Below are 17,212 nucleotides of genomic sequence, written 5' to 3'. Positions count from 1 at the left end.
TCGGAACTTCGAAATCATTCTTCCGAAGTTTCATTTCATTCTTCCGAACTTTTATTTCCCGGTTCCGTGGAGAATTTACGTTTCCTCGCTGGAGATCCCCGATTTCCTCGGTAGAGTCATCATAGGTGGTCCCTAGAGGCAAGGATACAATGCGTCAACTCTGCGTATAGACCGCGACCATTACCCATCATTAGGTATTGGAAACGAGGAGAATAGCTAGTACTTTTGCGTGTACATAAAGTTTTGTTTACAACACGCATGAGTACCTATCCGCATCTTCGCTCTTGGCTAGGTCGCACGGTATATAGCCTCATATTAGTCGCACTATCATCGACCGTCTGCACGCTCGTCGCTCAGAGCAATCCCGGGCGACGCACCTACAGCGGTGTGGTGCTAGACGCTACCTCACAGGAGCCACTCATCGGCGCCTCACTGTGGGTTGAGGAGCTACATCAAGGCGTAGCTACGGATGCTGACGGTGCCTTCACCTTGTCTCTACCAACTAAGGGGGAGTATCATATCAAGGTAAGCTATGTAGGCTACAAAGACTACACCCTCCGCTATAGTAGCAAGCGGGCGAGCCAAGCTCCTCAGCGTATCCTCCTCTCAAGCTCTACGGCGGAGCTAGGCACAGTCTTCGTTCATGGTAAGGGGCAGGCACAGCGACTGCGTGAGATCCCTTCGTCCATCACCGTCATCGACACACGAGAGCTGCACGGTACGGTCTCTTCGCTCAACGAAGTCCTCAATCGCTCTATGGGTGTCAAGGTGACCAGCACGGGTGGCATCGGGAGCACTTCCCGTATGATCATACAGGGGCTAGACGGCAAGCGCATTGCTATCTTTGTCAATGGGGTACCTATCGGGAGCTCTGATCAAACTAGTCTTGACGCCTTTGCTGTAGACCAAATAGATCATGTAGAGGTGTACAAGGGGATTATCCCCTCGTGGCTCGGTGGCGAGGGTCTAGGTGGAGCAATCAATATAATCTTGCGTCACGAGGAGCAACAAGACCATCTGACCGCATCCTATGAGGTAGGCTCCTTCCATACGCACAAGGGGAGCTTGCGCGCCAATAAGTACTTGCCCGCTCTCGGACTGAACCTTTCCCTTGCTCTACAAGGGCTTTACACGGACAATGACTATACCTTTGACTCCCCCTTTGAGCAAGGACTGGTGGTACGGCGAGATCATGACACCTATGCGAGCTATGGAGGCTCTCTGTCCCTGTCCCTGCACAAGCCGTGGATAGACCATCTGTCGCTCTCCCTAGGTGCTGATCGCACCTATCAGGAGATACAGGGAGGTGTCCTCAATCTGCAAAACAATATCCAGCATGCCCACACCCACACGACGAGCCTACAGGGTGCGCTATCAGTTGCAAAGAGCATACTAGACGGCAAGCTCTATCTAAGCTCGACAAGTATCGTCGCATACCAATTGCTGAACCACGTGGACACCTCGCACTACTGCTACGACTTCGCTGGGCGCACCTTCCCCAGTGGCTCTGGTCAAGGCGAGATAGGTGGCATGCCCAATGACTCACACGACCAGCTCATCAACATACAGGAGCAGCTAAACCTGCGCTACCAGCTGTCCCCTACTCATCGCCTCCTAGGCAACATCTCTTACCGCTTCGCACGTCGTGATCCACACGATGAGCTTGCTAGCAAGTATACCAAGCTCGCTGTGAGTGGCTACCCTGGGTATATACACTCTCTCATATCAGGTTTGACACACGAGTGGAAGCTATGGGACGAGCGCATTACCAATGAACTGGGTGTGAAGCATGTCTACTTCTACTCCTCAGTATCTCCCCTAGGCTTCACCATCTACGAGCAGGATGACGCTCCACTCACCAGCTCACGCTCCGTATGGGGCGGTAGCGAGGCTATCTCTATCAAGGCTCTCCCCAATCTTACGCTCAAAGGCTCTACGCAATACACCATGCGTACCCCTCGTGCCGAGGAGATCATCGGTGACGGCGTACTCATCTACCCTTCTGCCAAGCTAGCCCCTGAGCGAAGCCTTAACTTCAACCTAGGCATCAACTGGCTCTGCAACCCTGACGACTACCCCAACTGCCGCATTGACCTCAACGGATACTATATGAATGTGAGGGATATGATCAAGCTAGTCATGGAGAGCCTTATCATGAAGTACACAAACTTCGGTCAGGTGCGCATAGCAGGCGTAGAGGCGGAGCTCTATGCCAACCTCTTCCCCTGGCTAACCATTCGCTCCAACATCACCTATCAAGATGCACGTGACAAGATGAGGACAGCGATCGGTGGCGGTCAGAACTTCCACTACAACTATCGTGTACCCAACATGCCTTACCTCTTTGGCAATGCGGAGATCCGTCTACAGGGCGACCAGCTACTCCTCTCCGAAGATCATGGCGAGGGCTTTATAGCGTGCGAGTACACGGCACCCTTTAGCTATGGGTGGGAGGCGAGCAAGGTGAGCCGACTACAGGTACCTCGCCGATGGAACTTCAACGTGGGAGTGCAGTACACGCTCTTCCAGCATTACCACCTAGCTCTAGAGGTCAACAACCTCTTTGACACCAAGCAATGGGCCGAGTATCAGTGCCCACTCCCGACACGCTCGCTACGTGCCAAGCTCCAGGTCACATTCTAACTAATCAAGATGACTATAAACCTAATAAATAATAGAACGATGAAGCATCTTAGCTCACTAATCCTGACCGCCCTCTTAGGAGGGCTAGTCACACTCAGCTCATGTCAAAAGGAGGAAAACACTCCGCAGCAGACGCAGGAAGCCAAGTTTATCTACGCCTCACAGGTGGAGAATGCCTTCCAGCTCACGCCCCTAGCCGACCTCGCAGAGGGCGTGCAGACGTCATTTGACAATTCACAGACCCTCCCCGTGGGGCACCTCTTTCTAGAGAAGTACGGCGACTACATCTACGCCATGTCGGGCAGTATGTATGGCTATGGTGGCGAGCAGACGCTACGCAAGTATCAGATGAAGGATGGTAAGCTACAGGAGGTTGCGACACTCTCCTTCAAGGGCTCTCCCAACGTCCTTGAGGTCATCTTCGCCAGCGATACGAAGGCTTACGGCGTGACCTGCGCTAGCCGTGGTCAGCTCGTCATCTTTAACCCCTCCACCATGCAGGAGATGGGAGAGATAGACCTATCTCCCTATGCTACTACAGATCCCAAGGCTGAGGCTCCTGACAAAGATCCCGATGCTGGGACTGGTATCGTGCGAGATGGCAAGCTCTTCCTCTGTCTCAATCAGACAAAGTCCATGATGGAGCTATACGATGAGCCAGCCTCTGTGGCGGTCATTGATGTCGCCACGGACAAGGTCAAGAAGGTCATCAAGGACTCTCGCGTACAGAGCCTTGGTATGGTCGGACACACCAACGCCATCCTTGACGAAGCAGGTAACATATACTTCTATTCAGGACCTCGCAGTGCCATGTTTGGCAAGCCTGAGGGTATCTTACGGATCAAAAAGGGCGAGACCGACTTTGACAAGGAGTACTACGTCTCCGTGACCAAAGCTGATGGCGCAGAGCCCACCTCTTATGGTATGACGATGACCTACTACAAAGGCAAGGTCTACTTCTTCCTGGAGAAGCCTTCGCTCGTTGTCGATCCCAACGACAAGACTTTTACCAAAAACAAAGACTTCGTCCCCTACGAGCTAGACCTCAAGAGTGGCAAGGGCAAGATACTCCCACTGCCCGGATCTAGTGGCTGGAGTGCTAATGCCACCATCGCCTACAACGGCAAGATCTACTTCGGCATACACGCTAAAGACGGTATGGGCTTCTACAGCTACGACCCAGCTACAGGACAGGGTAGCAACAAGCCCATAGTGACTACACCTGCTGGCATCTATAAAATCATAAAGCTCTAAACAAACTATGAATAGACAAACTCGTACCGCCCTCCTATGGGCTTTCATCCCGATGGGATACATCTTCCACACGCTCTGTGAGCTGATGCCACTCTTTGCTGGTCTCAGCATAGCAACGGAGGAGATGACCTCAGAAATGCTCCCTGCCATGACCGCCTTTACGGGGTGGATGCTCTACCTAGTACCACTCGTTGGTCTGCTCTGTAGCTGCTACGGCAAGCGACGCTGGAGCACTATCGTCAGTTTCGTACTCGCTTGTCTCACCCTACTGCTCAATATCTGTCACCTCTGCACAGACCTCCTACCCCACTTCACGTGGGCACAGGCAGCCATACTACCATTCGTCTGCATCGTCGCTGCCCTACTCGTCATAGATCTTTGGAAAGAGCTACGCACGAGCAAGGCTCAATGAGCGCAACGCTTTGACGGTTAGATAGAAGTTAGACAACAAGAACGAGAGGAGGCTGTCACATTAGTTGATAGCCTCCTTTTGTATGCGCTTATTATCCTAGAGGACGACGAGACCGGCGAGGAGGAGCTGCAACGTCGTGACGATGAGGACGAGGAGCGGGAGCAGGTAGCGCCACGCATAGCGAGAGAGTTGACCCGCCCAGGGAGTGATCGGTATGATGACCAGCGGCACGGCTAGGAGAAGCGTGGAGCGCATCGTCTCTGTCTGTACCAGTGCCAGCAGGAGGACGAGAGTCGTCATCAGAAGTAGCGCTCTTTGTCGGTACCAGGTGACGACGTGACTGCCTCCACGAATGCTTTCCAGCCCGATACGCGCTATAATAAGCAGCAGGGCTATGATGCCCCACCCTATCCACTCAAAGGGCGTAGCGGGGCTTAGAAGCGTATCTACGCCGATCTGTAGCTGTGCGTAGAGGTTTAGCAGTGGCGTAGCACCTTGCCAGAGATAGAGCGTAGGCAGTACGAGCCAAAGGATCGCTATGAAGCCACAGAGATAGGCGAGGTAGGCGCGCAAGCGACGCACCTTCATCAAGGCGAGGAGCGACAAGCTCAGCGGTACGATCAGAAGTAATGGAGGATAGAGCAGTACGGCTATGCCCATCATGAGTCCTGCGAGGGTGAGCGTCTGAAGCCGGTCAGGACGACTGTAGCAGAGCATCTGCAGGTAGAGCGATATGAGCAGTGCGGGGAGCGCCCAGACGGACCAGCTGAGCGTAAAGAATGCGGTGAGCGGCACCAAGAGCATCGTCTGCAGGAGCAGTAAGAGCGCTCGCTGACGGGGCGTGATGAGGAGAAGCTGTATGGCTATGCGGTCTGACAGCCCGAGCGTAGCTACGAGCGCCAGGGAGTGAGAGACAAAGCCCACGAGCAGTGCTGTACTATCAAGCTCTGGAGCGAGCAAGTACCACTGTATGACGGCGCAGAGCAACCAGACGACTACCATCGTAAGGAGTGCCAGCGGTGCGGGGAGCGAACTTCTATAGCGTTGTATCATCTACTTACTTATAGCGCTCAGCGATCAAACTGTCTAGATAGCCATCTAGCTGCGACATGTATTGGTCGAAAGTGTAGGGCAGTAGCGAATGCCTCGTGACCCCATCTTGGCGCTCCCCTATCAATCTATAGAGATGTAGCAAAGCTCGTGCTATATCCTCCTTATCTAGCGGGTTCAGTCGATAACCCTCCTCTTCAGAACGAATGAGTGTGCAGGAGCCCGCCACCTCGCTCACCGCTACGGGCATGCCAAGAGCGAGTGCCTCAACGACCGTCGCACCAAAAGGTTCGTACGTACTAGGGAGTATCAGGGCATCCCCGAGACCGTAGTGCGCATAGAGGTCACTCCCCTGCTGCTTTCCTGCGAAGGTAACCCGCTCCTCTAGCGATAGCGTCGTAGCTTGTTGGCGTAGCTCCGCATCCAGCGGTCCATCGCCCACCATCAGGAGTTGAAGGTCTAGACCTTCGTCAATAACTAATCTAAAAGCCTCTAGGAGACGTGGCAAGTTCTTCACCTTGTCAAGTCGCCCCACGTAGAGGATTATCGCCCGCCCGTCAGGAATAGCGTAGCGAGAGCGCAGTGCTGCGGTCTCTGCCTGCGCTAGAGCCACCTGTCGCTGCAAGTATTGCTCATCTTGGACGATCGGTAGGTAGTGCCACTTCGATAACTCCCCACGGCACCTATCTCGGTACAGATCTTTCGCCTGCTCGTTGCAGAGTATCACCCCATCAATGCGATCTAGCATCCATCGCTTTGGCGAGAAAGATGAACCCCGCAACGTCTCCTCAGCCATAACCAAGTTGTCATCGCACATAGAGACCAGCCGTGGTAGGGGACGTGCGGAGCGTCCACGCAGTAGGTAGAGCATCCCTGTCAGGAGATTGAACTCGCTACAGAGGATAAGATCATACGGCTTGCGCAAGATGCGTAGTAGCTCGGGTCGCAGATTGGGTAGGAGATGACTCCCAGGGGCCAATAGCTTATAGTCAAACTGTATGCGCCCGCCTTGCAGTGAGAGGTTGAAGTCTTGCTCCAACGGCTGACCATACTCCAAGTATAGCTCGGTGTCGTACCGCTTCGTCAGGTGAGAGAAGAGGTCTATCCGATAGGGAGCCAGCGCTCTGTGGATGATCAGTATGCGAGGCGTGTGCTGCATGTCCTAAAGTGCTTACCAGTTGTCCCAGTCGAGGAGATCTGACGAGGGATTGTCTTGCTCCTCATCATAGTCGAGAGGTTCCTCGCTCCAATCCTCTAGGGGCGCTGTCTCGACGACAGGCGCCTGAAGAAATTGCTCTAGATCACGTCGCTCACGCTTCGTTGGTCTGCCAAGCCCTTGGGCACGATCCACATAACCCGACATGCGCTTGAGCTCCAGTAGCTCATATTGCTCAGGTGGTGTCACATTAAGGATATACTCGGGGACGAGTTTGGCACCCATACGGTTGGCTGTGGTCTGTAGTACCTTAAAGGATAGCGTCACTGGAGGCTTGCGCACAGATATGATGTCGCCCATCATGACCATCTTAGCGGGCTTGGCGGTCACATCATTGATTGCCACCCTACCCTTCCGACAGGCATCCTGCGCTATGGAGCGCGTCTTGAAGAGACGCACTGCCCAGAGGAAGCTGTCGATCCGTACAGGTCTGCTCATGGCTTGACTAGTTAAAGCTATTCATCGTCCGCTCCACACCTACTAGGCAAAAGCTCTGAATCATCTCATCGGTACGCTCTAGGAGGCGAGGCATGTCCGCCAGCTCCCCCTCGGGAAACTGCGCCAAGACATACTCTATCTGCTTACCCCTCGGGTAGTCATGTCCTATGCCAAAGCGTAGTCGTGGGTAGCGATCCGTGCCGAGTAGCTCGGTGATATGCTTCAGACCATTGTGTCCGCCTGCACTACCGCCTGGCTTCATACGAAGCGTGCCGAAGGGGAGAGCCAAGTCATCGAGACAGATAAGTATGTTTTCTATCGGCACCTTCAATTCCCGCATCCAGTAGCGCACAGCCGTGCCACTAAGGTTCATATAGGTAGATGGCTTGAGGAGCGTCAGCTGGACATTCTTAATGCGTCCCGAGGCTATCTCCCCATGGCGAGCTGTAGACCAGGTCCATCCCTGCTGGTCAGCAAGGTGACTCACCATACGGAAGCCTATGTTGTGTCTCGTGCCACGATACTCCTCCGTAGGATTACCGAGCCCGACGATTAGATATTGATTCATATAGCGATAGATATCAATGAGCGCAAAACCGCATCGCTCAGTCTCTCACAGGGAACCTATCTGCGCCACTGTATAGGACCACCTATAGGTATCTCTGGCAGGAGGTTCTCGCGGTCTATATCTACGGGATTGAGCTTATTGTTAGGCGCAATAGGAGAGAGCTTCGGCTCGGGTACCATCAGAGTGCCCTCCTCAATCAGATCATTTATCTCAGGCACACGACCAGCGCTCAGATAGCGACTAGAGAAGTATGCACTACGGCTCAGACGCTCTATGACGATGCCACGGCTATTGGTACTATGCATCATAACCAAATCACCATCAACGATATCAATGACCATAGCCACATGTCCTACACGACTGCTACCACGATTGCGACCCTTGAAGAAGAGCAAATCCCCTGGTAGTACCTCTTCTCTCTTGATCCTCTTGACATACCCAGCCTGCGTAGCAGAGCCACGTGGCACCGTGATACCATACTGTGAGTATACGTACGATACAAAGCCCGAGCAGTCCATTCTCCAGGGCAGATTACCTCTATAACCGTACGGCTTACCTAGTAGCTCCTTGCCTGTGTTGATCATATCAGCGACCAATTCTTCGTGAGCCGTCTGAGCCTTGCTCCCCACCACACGCTGTATGGGAGGACGCTTCAGTATAGGGCGCTTAGAGGTCATACCGCTGGGGCTCTTGGCTGCACATTGACTCAAGAGCAATGCGAGCAGGAAGGTGCTTAGGAGCAGTCTGATAGATCTAGGTTTATAACTCATCCAGTATGTCGTTGTAGCTACGGATAGCTGTACATTCGGGACAAAGGTACTAATTTCTCTCAGCAAAAACAAATGACCCTTTACCGACCGCCTGCAAAAGCCCACGAGTAGTCCCGTCTAATTCCGACTTCTACCGAGGAAATCTAAAATCTCCAGCGAGGAAACGAAAATTCTCCACGGAGCTGGGAAATAAAAGTTCGGAAGAATGAAATGAAACTTCCGAAGAAAGAAATCAAACTTCGGAAGAATTTTTCCGTTCCTCCGTGGAGGATTTTCGTTTTCTACCGAGGCAATTTCGATTTCCTCGGAGGTGTGGTGTCAGGGTCCTCGAAGAGCGTCGGAGTGCCTCGGACGAGTAATCCCGTGTAGAACCTCGCAATCGGTGCGTCCGTCCCCAAAATCAGACAAGACGAATACAACTTAATACAATATTCCTCTGACACGACGGACGCACCGATTGTGCATCCCTATACAGGGTTACTCGGCTAATTCTGACTTCTACCGAAGAATCGGCAAGCTCCACAATGCGAATAAAAATTCTCCATGGAACCGAGAAATAAAAGTTCGGAAGAATTTGTTCGTTCCTCCGTAGAAAACGAAAAGGCACCACCGAGGAATCCTTCGATTGCCTCAATGGTGCCCTTTAGAGAGCTAATGCCTATTAGTGCGACTAGCACCATAGGCGGTGAGATATATTACCTCTTGACAAACTTGTAGGTGGTGTCTCCTAGCTGTACGATGTAGACACCCTGTGGTAGGTAGCCTACGTAGATAGAGCCTTCCTCCTGGTCGTACACTTCACTCAGGAGCTCCTCTCCAGAGGCTGCATAGACTCTGAGTAGGGTAGCGGGAGTATCCTCAGCAAGACGTGCGTAGAGACGCTGATCTGCTGCATTGTAGTAGATAGCTGTCTCAGCCGTAGAGAGTTGTGTCACGGAGACGGTACTTCTACCAGGGTATGGCTGTGGATCACCAGCATTACCATTCATGAGCACCCAGCCCTTGTCGGTAGCAACCTTTACCTGTCTATCGGTGATACCGTTTTTCTCTTCGCCCTCTGCTATGTCAATGGCGATGAATCGACCAGCTGCAAGGAAGCTCGCATCTAGTAGCTCAAACTTAGGGATAGACTCTACAATCACCTGCATAGCTGGCTCAGCGATTTCATTGACGGATATGTCAGTATACTGAAGCTCCTTACAAGCTGAGAAGTCTAGCTTGGTAAGTTTGTTTTCAAAGGCGATAAAGTCTCGCAGTAGGGGAGTCTTCGTCAGGTCTAGCTCTGTAAGCTCATTCCTCTCGCAGTAGAGTTTCTTTATCATAGGATTGTGCGAGAGATCTACCTTCTTAAATCCACAACTAGCCATATTGATATACTCCAGCTTGGTGTTCTTTGAGAAGTCTGGATCGACGGTAAGGTTTGTTTTCTTGATCGTAAGCATCTTTAGCTCGGGAAGACTAGAGAGGAAGTCAAGCGAGGAGAGCTTCTTGTTATTATTGAGATTCAGCTCCTCTAGTAGAGGATTCTTTGATAGATCTAGTGTAGTCAGCTTATTACCTCCGAGGTGTAGCTGCTTGAGCTTGGGGTTGTGAGATACGTCTATTGACTTCAGACCTATTAGGTCAGCCTTAAATACCTCTAGATTGGGTAGCATAGAGAGATCTACGGTCTTGAGATCATAATTCTGACTGCACTGTATGAGGGTAAGCTCAGGACACTTAGAGAGGTCTAGTGAGGTAAGCGCCATCTTTTCACCATGGAATACCTTTAGCTTAGGGTTGTGTGTTAGATCTACTGAGCTGATTTTATTACCGCTGAGTACAACCACCTCAAGCTCTGGTAGATTAGAGAGATCTATCGCCTTGAGCATACAATTCTGCACACCAAGCTCTTTGAGCTTAGGACTCTTTGAGAGGTCTAGCTCCTTAATCACAGTTGAGTAGCAAAAGAGCTTCTCAAGATTAGGTTGGCCAGTTACATCAAGCTGCGTGATACCTGTCTGGTAGCACCATAGCTCCTCAAGTGTATTGATCTTGGAGAGATCAATAGAGGTGAGGGCTGTCTTATTGAGATTGAGATAAGTAATCGGACCATAGATAGTTGCCTTGGTCAGATCCTTTGGAAGGTCGATAGCCCTCTTTTCGTCTCCCTTTTGGATCTTCTCGTTGTCTTGACACTGACCGTCACCATTGAGGTCTATCCAGCAACCGTCTGTAGGAGCGAGGACATGTATAACCAGAGAGGCGTTTTCGTCATCAGTGATGAAGGTGAGATTGATGCTGGGCTCCATGAGCGGTGCCTGAGCATTCGTCTGTGTAGCTACTCCTAGCAGAGTCATAGCGAGGAGTAGAAGTAAAGTGTAGTTTTTCTTCATATGATTATAGTGTGTGGTGAATAGTCTTCGGATTAGAACTAACCCCTCCAAAGATACAAAAATAAATTGGAATAGAGACTGTTAGCTGAGAGCTAGGTGCGCTTGCGGTAGGTGAGGATGGCGGCGGTGGCGTTGACCACGGCAAAGACGGAGAGCGCCGTCAGCTCGCGCCACAGCTCGGTGAAGGCTACTGGCTTGAGGTAGTAAGTGCGCATCAAGATACTGTAGTGCGTGAAGGGATGCGACACGGCCAGGGCACGTGCCCACGACGGCATTCCCTCGATCGGTGTGAAGAGCCCTCCGAGCAGGATGAAGAACATCAAGACGAAGAAGAAGGAGAACATCGCCTGCTGCTGTGTATGCGCAAAGTTGGTGATAAAGAGTCCCAGTCCACTCATAGCGAGGACGTAAAGCATGGTGCCGACAATCATCATCCCGACATTGCCTTGTGGCCACAAGCGGTACAGCAGTCCGACGATTGGGTGCGCCAGGAAGACCATAAATATCGATATGACGATATAGGGGAGCGCCTTGGAGAGCATGAAGATAAGCGGGTGGATCGGCGTAACGTTCATCTGCTCGATGGTGCCGACCTCCTTCTCCTGCACCATATTGAGCGCTGGGAGGATGAATGCGGTCATCGTAATGAGCATGGCGACGAGACCTGGGATGATGTAGTTCTTGTAGTTTATCTGAGGATTGTAGCGATTGACCTCGACGATGCGGATCGGTATGGTGGCTAGCTCCTCTATTCCCGTTGACTCGTTGAGCTGAGTGACGAACTGCTGTACAATCTGCTGCGTATAGCCCCCAGCGACGGCACCTTTTGTAGCGTTAAAGGCGTTGATCCTTGCCTCGATCTGAGACTTTTGATAGCGCATGAGCTGCTCCTCAAAGCGGGGCGGGATGGTGATGATGAGATCCGCCTGACCGTCCTCTATGAGTTTCATACCTTCCTGAAGGGTGGGGGGAAGCTTTCCCTGCCAAGCATTGACAAAGTAACCTGAGCTGAAGAACTGCTCTTGCAATCTCTGCGACAGCGACGTGTGATCGTGGTCGATGACGACGGTCTGGAGGTTCTTGATATCCGTAGTCGTGGCAAAGGGGAGGAGCATCAAGACGACGATAGGGTACATGACGACCATCCCGAGTAGCAACCTATTGCGGAGGAGGTTGTATATCTCTTTGCGTATGAGAGCTAGTAGCATAGGATATCAGGGAGGGTTTACTCTAGTTTCTTCTTAAAGTTGAGCAGAGCTAGGATGACTAGCACGACGCTCATGCCGATCATGATGAGAGCTTCCCAAAGGATCGAGGACCAGCCGAGCCCTTGTATCATCAGTTTCTTGACCGCTATGGAGTACCAAGTGGCGGGGATGGCTCGTGCGAAGTATTGTAGCAGTATGGGCATGCTTTCGATTGGGAAGAACATGCCCGAGAGCATCGCTACGGGGAGCAGGAGTCCCGCGCCACTGATGAGCATGGCGGCGGTTTGATTGTCCGTGATGGTGCTGATGAGCATACCGAGGAGGAGCGACACGAGGATGAAGAGGAGCGACACGAAGAAGATAGCGCTCACTGACCCTAGCAGTGGCACCCCTAGCACGAAGCGTGACAAGAGTAAGATGGTGACCACGTTGAAGATGCTCAGAGTGAAGTAAGGAACGGTCTTGGAGAGCAGGATAGTGATCGGATTGACGGGAGAGGTGAGTAGGACCTCCATAGAGCCAAACTCTTTCTCCCGAACAATTGAGACGGAGGTCATCAAGGCGCAGATGATCATCAGGACCAAGCTCATGACGCCTGGTACGAAGTAGTAAGGCGCCCGCATCTCGGGGTTGTAGAGTAGCGTCGTAAAGGTCTCTATCTGGTAAGGTCTTCGCTCTGCCATACGCATGGCTATGAGCGCGCCAAACTGCTCGAGGTACTCCTGCACGGTCGTGTAGATGATCCCCTGTATCTGCGCACTGATGAGCGCCGAGGTATTGGGATCGCTGGCATCCAGGCGGAGCTGGACCGTAGGCTCGGTGCCTGCGAGTAGCTCTTTGTCTATGTCGTTCGGAAGGACGACGATGACGTGCGCTGCGCCTGTGCGTAGCGCTTCGTCCATATCTTTGTGCGGTGTGATCAAGCTGACGGAGCCTACCGCATCGCTCTCGTCAAGATGCGTGAAGAGGCTCTCAACAAAAGAGGTGCGCGTCGGTGTCGCCACGACCACATCGATCTGCTTCACCTCGGAGGTGAGCGCAAAGCCGAAGGCTAGCACCAAGACGATGGGCATACCTATCAAGAGCATCAGCGTAAGCGGATCCCTGAAGATGTGGATGAACTCCTTGCGGACGAACTTGAAGAAGACGCGCATGCTTGGCTTAGCTATTGGCTATTAGCCGTTGGCTGTTAGCTATTGGCTAGTGTTCCTAGTGGCACTAGAGCCACTAGGAGACTAGATAACTAAAGTTTGTAGAGAAAGCCCGCAGCGACCTGCTCGGCGGTCTTACGACCTGCTACCTCCTCGAGTAGTCTGAAGGCAAAGGGTAGCGCCAGCGCTGGACCACGTCCCGTGACAATGTGGCCGCACACCTCTACGTCGGCACCTGTCAAGACGAAGCCTGGCACCTGCTCCTCACAGCCTGGGTAACAGGTCGCACGCATCTTGCCATCGCCTATGCCAGCCGCACCTAGTACGCGTGGAGAAGCGCAGATAGCAGCGATCGTACCGCCAGCCTCGTGCTGACGACGTATCAACTCGAGCAGAGGCTCACACTCGTTGAGCTTGGTCAGCCCGCCAGGTAGTGCGATAGCCTTGGGGAGCGCTCCGCTCTGTAGCTCTTCAAGTAGCATATCTGCTTGGATAGTTACGTCATGTGAGCCTTTTACAGCGAGAGAGCCTGTGATAGATACCGTGGTAACGGGTTGATTGCCACGTCTTAGTACATCAACGATGGCGAGTGCCTCAACCTCTTCGAAGCCTTCTGCGAGGAAGACTAGTATATTGTTCATGTTACTCATACTGTTTGTTCTAAAAGTTCCTAGGTAAATAAGAGTTTCTTGTCAAGATTGCTCAGGAAGCTAACCCTTGACATCAAAGTGATAGGTGATCGTCCCCTTTTGGTCAGGAACTCCTCCCACAGCGTTAAAGCGAGTCTTACGAGCCGCCTGAAGAGCTGCCGAGCGAAGCTTACTATCCACCACGTTGGTACCACGCAAGCGCACCTCAGCGTTGGTCACCTGTCCAGCAGCATTGACCGTAATCTCAACAACAACCGTACCACGTATGTCGGGTACGCGTGTCGGCATGACAGGACGTCCGCCATTGCCCACGATCGAGCGACCGTCCAGCGACCATCCAGCCGAGGAGCCCGCCTTTCCCTTGTCAGCGACACCACTACCTGCGTCACTCTTACCCGTTCCAGACTCAGAGCCCGCTGGCTTCTTGCGGTCAAATAGTCCAGCCACCTTATTATCCACCTCACGCTTGGAAGGGGTTGCTGGCTTCTGTACAGGCTTTGGTGTCTCCTTGGTCGTTGTAGAGTGGACAGGTGTAGGCGTAGGACGTGGCGTAGGCGTAGCCTCAGGCGCTTTGGGTGCTTGTTGCTGAGGAGGCGTAGGCTGTGCGCTCTCAGAGGCGGCAGAGGCTGGACGAGCCGAGGTTGATGCTGCGACTAGGTCGCCCTGCTGCTCAATCTTGTCGCCAAAGTCTGGATCTACGCCGACGGAGATCCATATCTCCTTGTCTCTCGTACGCTCTTGCTTAGAGGCACCCATACTGAGCCAAAAGAGCAAGCCCACGACGAGTAGATGTAGCAGTAAAGCTACACCTCCAGCGATCCATCTATCATAGCGCACCTTAGACATCTGTCTCCGTACTGTTATCTTGTAAAGCTTCCGTTGCCAAGATCATACGTAGCCCAGCGGTAGCCGAGGCGTTGAGTACCTTGACGATCTCACCATACGACACTGATCTGTCGGCATAGAGGACTACGTAGGGGTCCTCCTCATCGTCGTGTGCAGCCCCTATCTCGTAGAGTCTAGCCTCCAGCTCCTCGACAGGTAGTAGCGTCGTCTCAGGCGCACTCTCTGTGGATATGTAGTAGTAGCCCTCCGCATCAATTGTGACGCGCGCCACAGGCTCTTGCGTTGTGGCGGTAGACTGCGAGGAGGGTAAGTTCACCTTGATCGCATTGGGTACCACCAGCGTGCTGACCACCATAAAGAAGATCAGTAGCAGGAAGATGACATCTGTCATTGATGCCATACTAAATACAGATATATGCTTACTGCGTCTCTTGATACTCATGAGCTTAGCATTAAGGGGTGTAGCACGATCGCTTACAGTTCGTTGATTACGTCCATAAAGTCTAGCGTGTTAGCCTCTAGACGATTGACGATGCGGTTGATCTGTCCGACCAAATAGTTGTAGAGGAAGAGCGTCACGATACCGACGATCAGACCGCCCACCGTTGTGACCAGCGCTTGGTAGATACCGCTCGAAAGGAGCGATACATCGATCCCTCCAGGTGCATTAGCTAGGTCAAAGAAAGCCTGTACCATACCAGTCACCGTACCGAGGAAACCAATCATCGGAGCCCCCGCAGCGATCGTCGCTAGCAGTGGTAGTCCACGCTCGAGACGTCCCACCTCGTAGGAGCCTACGTTTTCAATAGCGGGGAGTACCTCGGAGGCGGGTTGACCGAGACGCTTGAGTCCCTTTTCGATCATGTGAGCCTCGGGGGTGTTCTTCTCTTTGCACAGGGCTATCGCACTATCTTTGCGCCCCATCTGTAGATAGTCCTTGATGCGTGCGATAAGGGAGTCGTCAGGACGATTGACCTTGCGTAGCTCGATATACTTAGCTACAAAAACGTAGATAGCGACGAGCGAGAGGAGTAGGAGGACGATCATAATCCATCCACCAGCGCACGCCAGCTCCCATAGGGACATCGTAGCGGGTTCGGTAGCTGTCTGATCAGCTACTGTATTGGCAATCTGAAGTATAGGATACATAAGTGATTCTTGCAAAGGTATATTTATGAGTTAGAGTGAGCCTGTTTGAGATACTGTGCGATGGTCTCCTCGAGACCTAGGTAAAGGGCATCGCTGATGAGTGCATGTCCTATGGAAACTTCATCTAGTGGTGTCACATGCTGGACGAAGTAGGCGAGATTGTCACGATTTAGGTCGTGCCCCGCATTGACTCCTAGACCAACACGCTGAGCTACCTGAGCCGCCTCTGCAAAGGGAGCGACGATCACCTTAGGATCGCCACTCTGCGCCATCTGCGACGCGTAAGGCTCCGTGTATAGCTCCACACGATCGGCACCAATCTCAGCTGCAGCCTCGATGTGTCGTGGGTCGGTCCCGACGAAGAGCGAGACACGTATGCCCGCCTGCTTCAGACGCTCAACGATCGGCTTGAGCAGGTCACGACAATCAGCCACGGCCCAGCCACTATCAGAGGTGAGTGCGTCAGGCTTGTCTGGTACAAGCGTCACCTGCTCAGGACGTACCGAGCAGACGAGATTGAGGAAGGAATCGGAGGGGTAGCCCTCAATGTTGAACTCCGTGGTGACCACCTCCCTAAGGTCTCTCACATCTTGATAAGTGATGTGCCGCTCATCAGGTCTCGGGTGTACCGTGATCCCCTCGGCACCAAACTCTTGACAGCGTCTTGCTGCCAATACCACATTGGGCGTGTCACCGCCACGAGCGTTGCGGAGGGTCGCTATCTTGTTAATGTTAACGCTTAGTCTCGTCATCTATAATGTTCGTCTACATTTTCAATGCTACAAATATATAGCTTTCTGACGAAATGGTCAGTATTAAGGCTGTCTGTAGCCACTCTTACATCTCTGCTGATTACAATCTCTACCGAGGAAATCGGAAAGCTCCAGGGAGAAAATAAAAATTCTCCACCGAGGGACGAAATAAAACTTCGGAAGAATGAAATGAAACTTCGGAAGAATGAAATGAAAGTTCCGATGATTTTTTTTATTCCTCCGTGGAGATTCGGCAATTTCCACCGAGGAATTGCTTGATTTCCTTGATACTACCATAAATGAAGCCGTCCTATACGATTGTAATCCCAGCAGTCTATAGCAGTGAATATGATTAACTTTGCAGTGACTTCACTTTAATCTCTAACTTCTAGACTTATGACTTCTACAATGCAACGGAGACTCATCTCTCTACTCGCTCTCGTTCTACTCCTCAGTAGTACGACTACTTACGCTCAGGAGCAGGTACGCTTTACCTTCACAGGCTTTGTGCAGGCTATCGCGCAGTATGGCTCCGAGAGCGACTACATCAGGGTCGGTAACATCACGGCTCCTAACGATCAGCCCACCACGAGGATGGGCATACGTCGTGGACGACTCGCTGCCATCGCTACCTATGGAGACCTCGCAGCTAGACTTGAGGTCAACGCTACAGATCAAAAGATCTCTATCTTCAACGTCTATGCCGAGTACAAGCCTCATTGGGCTGAGG

General features: G+C 52.3%; 16 protein-coding genes and 1 pseudogene. 4 read left to right on the top strand and 13 right to left on the bottom strand.

The features are described from left to right. The first annotated feature begins 243 nt into the window (after positions 1–243). Genes Q0X57_RS03330 through Q0X57_RS03320 form a run of 3 tightly spaced genes read left to right on the top strand, consistent with a single transcriptional unit; the run spans position 244 to position 4,309 of the window. A complete protein-coding gene (locus Q0X57_RS03330; protein WP_297727600.1) occupies positions 244–2,643 on the top strand; it encodes a TonB-dependent receptor in 2,400 nt (799 codons plus the stop codon). Between the two features lie 39 nt (positions 2,644–2,682). After that, entirely contained in the window at positions 2,683–3,897 is a 1,215-nt protein-coding gene (locus Q0X57_RS03325) for a DUF4374 domain-containing protein (protein ID WP_297727597.1), read from the top strand. Positions 3,898–3,904: 7 nt separating this feature from the next. After that, complete coding sequence (locus Q0X57_RS03320; RefSeq protein WP_297727594.1) at positions 3,905–4,309, top strand: hypothetical protein; 405 nt, start codon at positions 3,905–3,907, stop codon at positions 4,307–4,309. 96 nt (positions 4,310–4,405) lie between these two features. Here the strand turns inward: Q0X57_RS03320 and Q0X57_RS03315 are convergent, their stop codons facing one another. The 13 genes from Q0X57_RS03315 to Q0X57_RS03255 form a co-directional block, all read right to left on the bottom strand. Continuing rightward, the gene (locus Q0X57_RS03315) at positions 4,406–5,362 is read right to left on the bottom strand and encodes a hypothetical protein (RefSeq protein ID WP_297727591.1); all 957 of its coding nucleotides are present in this window, start codon (positions 5,360–5,362) and stop codon (positions 4,406–4,408) included. Positions 5,363–5,366: 4 nt separating this feature from the next. Then, a complete protein-coding gene (locus Q0X57_RS03310; protein ID WP_297727586.1) occupies positions 5,367–6,518 on the bottom strand; it encodes a glycosyltransferase family 4 protein in 1,152 nt (383 codons plus the stop codon). A 12-nt stretch (positions 6,519–6,530) separates the two neighbouring features. Then, positions 6,531–7,013, bottom strand: a complete 483-nt coding sequence (locus Q0X57_RS03305) for an RNA-binding S4 domain-containing protein (RefSeq protein ID WP_297727583.1) — start codon at positions 7,011–7,013, stop codon at positions 6,531–6,533. 7 nt (positions 7,014–7,020) lie between these two features. After that, positions 7,021–7,581 carry an aminoacyl-tRNA hydrolase gene (gene pth, locus Q0X57_RS03300; protein WP_007364891.1) on the bottom strand — a complete coding sequence of 187 codons (561 nt, stop codon included), beginning with the start codon at positions 7,579–7,581 and terminating at the stop codon, positions 7,021–7,023. Between the two features lie 56 nt (positions 7,582–7,637). Then, positions 7,638–8,258, bottom strand: coding sequence for a C40 family peptidase (locus tag Q0X57_RS03295; RefSeq protein ID WP_297727580.1), 621 nt, complete (start codon positions 8,256–8,258; stop codon positions 7,638–7,640). 788 nt (positions 8,259–9,046) lie between these two features. Further along, positions 9,047–10,726, bottom strand: a complete 1,680-nt coding sequence (locus tag Q0X57_RS03290; protein ID WP_297727578.1) for a hypothetical protein — start codon at positions 10,724–10,726, stop codon at positions 9,047–9,049. Between the two features lie 92 nt (positions 10,727–10,818). Then, entirely contained in the window at positions 10,819–11,934 is a 1,116-nt protein-coding gene (locus tag Q0X57_RS03285) for an ABC transporter permease (protein WP_297727575.1), read from the bottom strand. 17 nt (positions 11,935–11,951) lie between these two features. Continuing rightward, a complete protein-coding gene (locus Q0X57_RS03280) occupies positions 11,952–13,088 on the bottom strand; it encodes an ABC transporter permease (RefSeq protein ID WP_297727572.1) in 1,137 nt (378 codons plus the stop codon). An 89-nt stretch (positions 13,089–13,177) separates the two neighbouring features. After that, the gene (locus tag Q0X57_RS03275; RefSeq protein ID WP_366775030.1) at positions 13,178–13,726 is read right to left on the bottom strand and encodes a DJ-1 family glyoxalase III; all 549 of its coding nucleotides are present in this window, start codon (positions 13,724–13,726) and stop codon (positions 13,178–13,180) included. 69 nt (positions 13,727–13,795) lie between these two features. Next, positions 13,796–14,581 carry an energy transducer TonB gene (locus Q0X57_RS03270; protein WP_297727567.1) on the bottom strand — a complete coding sequence of 262 codons (786 nt, stop codon included), beginning with the start codon at positions 14,579–14,581 and terminating at the stop codon, positions 13,796–13,798. After that, the gene (locus Q0X57_RS03265) at positions 14,574–15,023 is read right to left on the bottom strand and encodes a biopolymer transporter ExbD (RefSeq protein ID WP_297727564.1); all 450 of its coding nucleotides are present in this window, start codon (positions 15,021–15,023) and stop codon (positions 14,574–14,576) included. Before Q0X57_RS03265 ends, Q0X57_RS03270 begins: the two co-directional genes overlap by 8 nt. A 32-nt stretch (positions 15,024–15,055) precedes the next feature. Then, entirely contained in the window at positions 15,056–15,730 is a 675-nt protein-coding gene (locus Q0X57_RS03260; protein ID WP_007364864.1) for a MotA/TolQ/ExbB proton channel family protein, read from the bottom strand. 23 nt (positions 15,731–15,753) lie between these two features. Further along, positions 15,754–16,482, bottom strand: a complete 729-nt coding sequence (locus Q0X57_RS03255; RefSeq protein WP_297727557.1) for a pyridoxine 5'-phosphate synthase — start codon at positions 16,480–16,482, stop codon at positions 15,754–15,756. Positions 16,483–16,878: 396 nt separating this feature from the next. Here Q0X57_RS03255 and Q0X57_RS03250 point away from each other — a divergent pair. Beyond that, positions 16,879–17,212 (top strand): annotated as a pseudogene (locus Q0X57_RS03250) (porin); the annotation flags it as partial.

The organism is uncultured Porphyromonas sp. (assembly GCF_947254915.1).
GTDB lineage: Bacteria > Bacteroidota > Bacteroidia > Bacteroidales > Porphyromonadaceae > Porphyromonas.
This window is presented reverse-complemented; position numbering and strand designations above follow the sequence as displayed.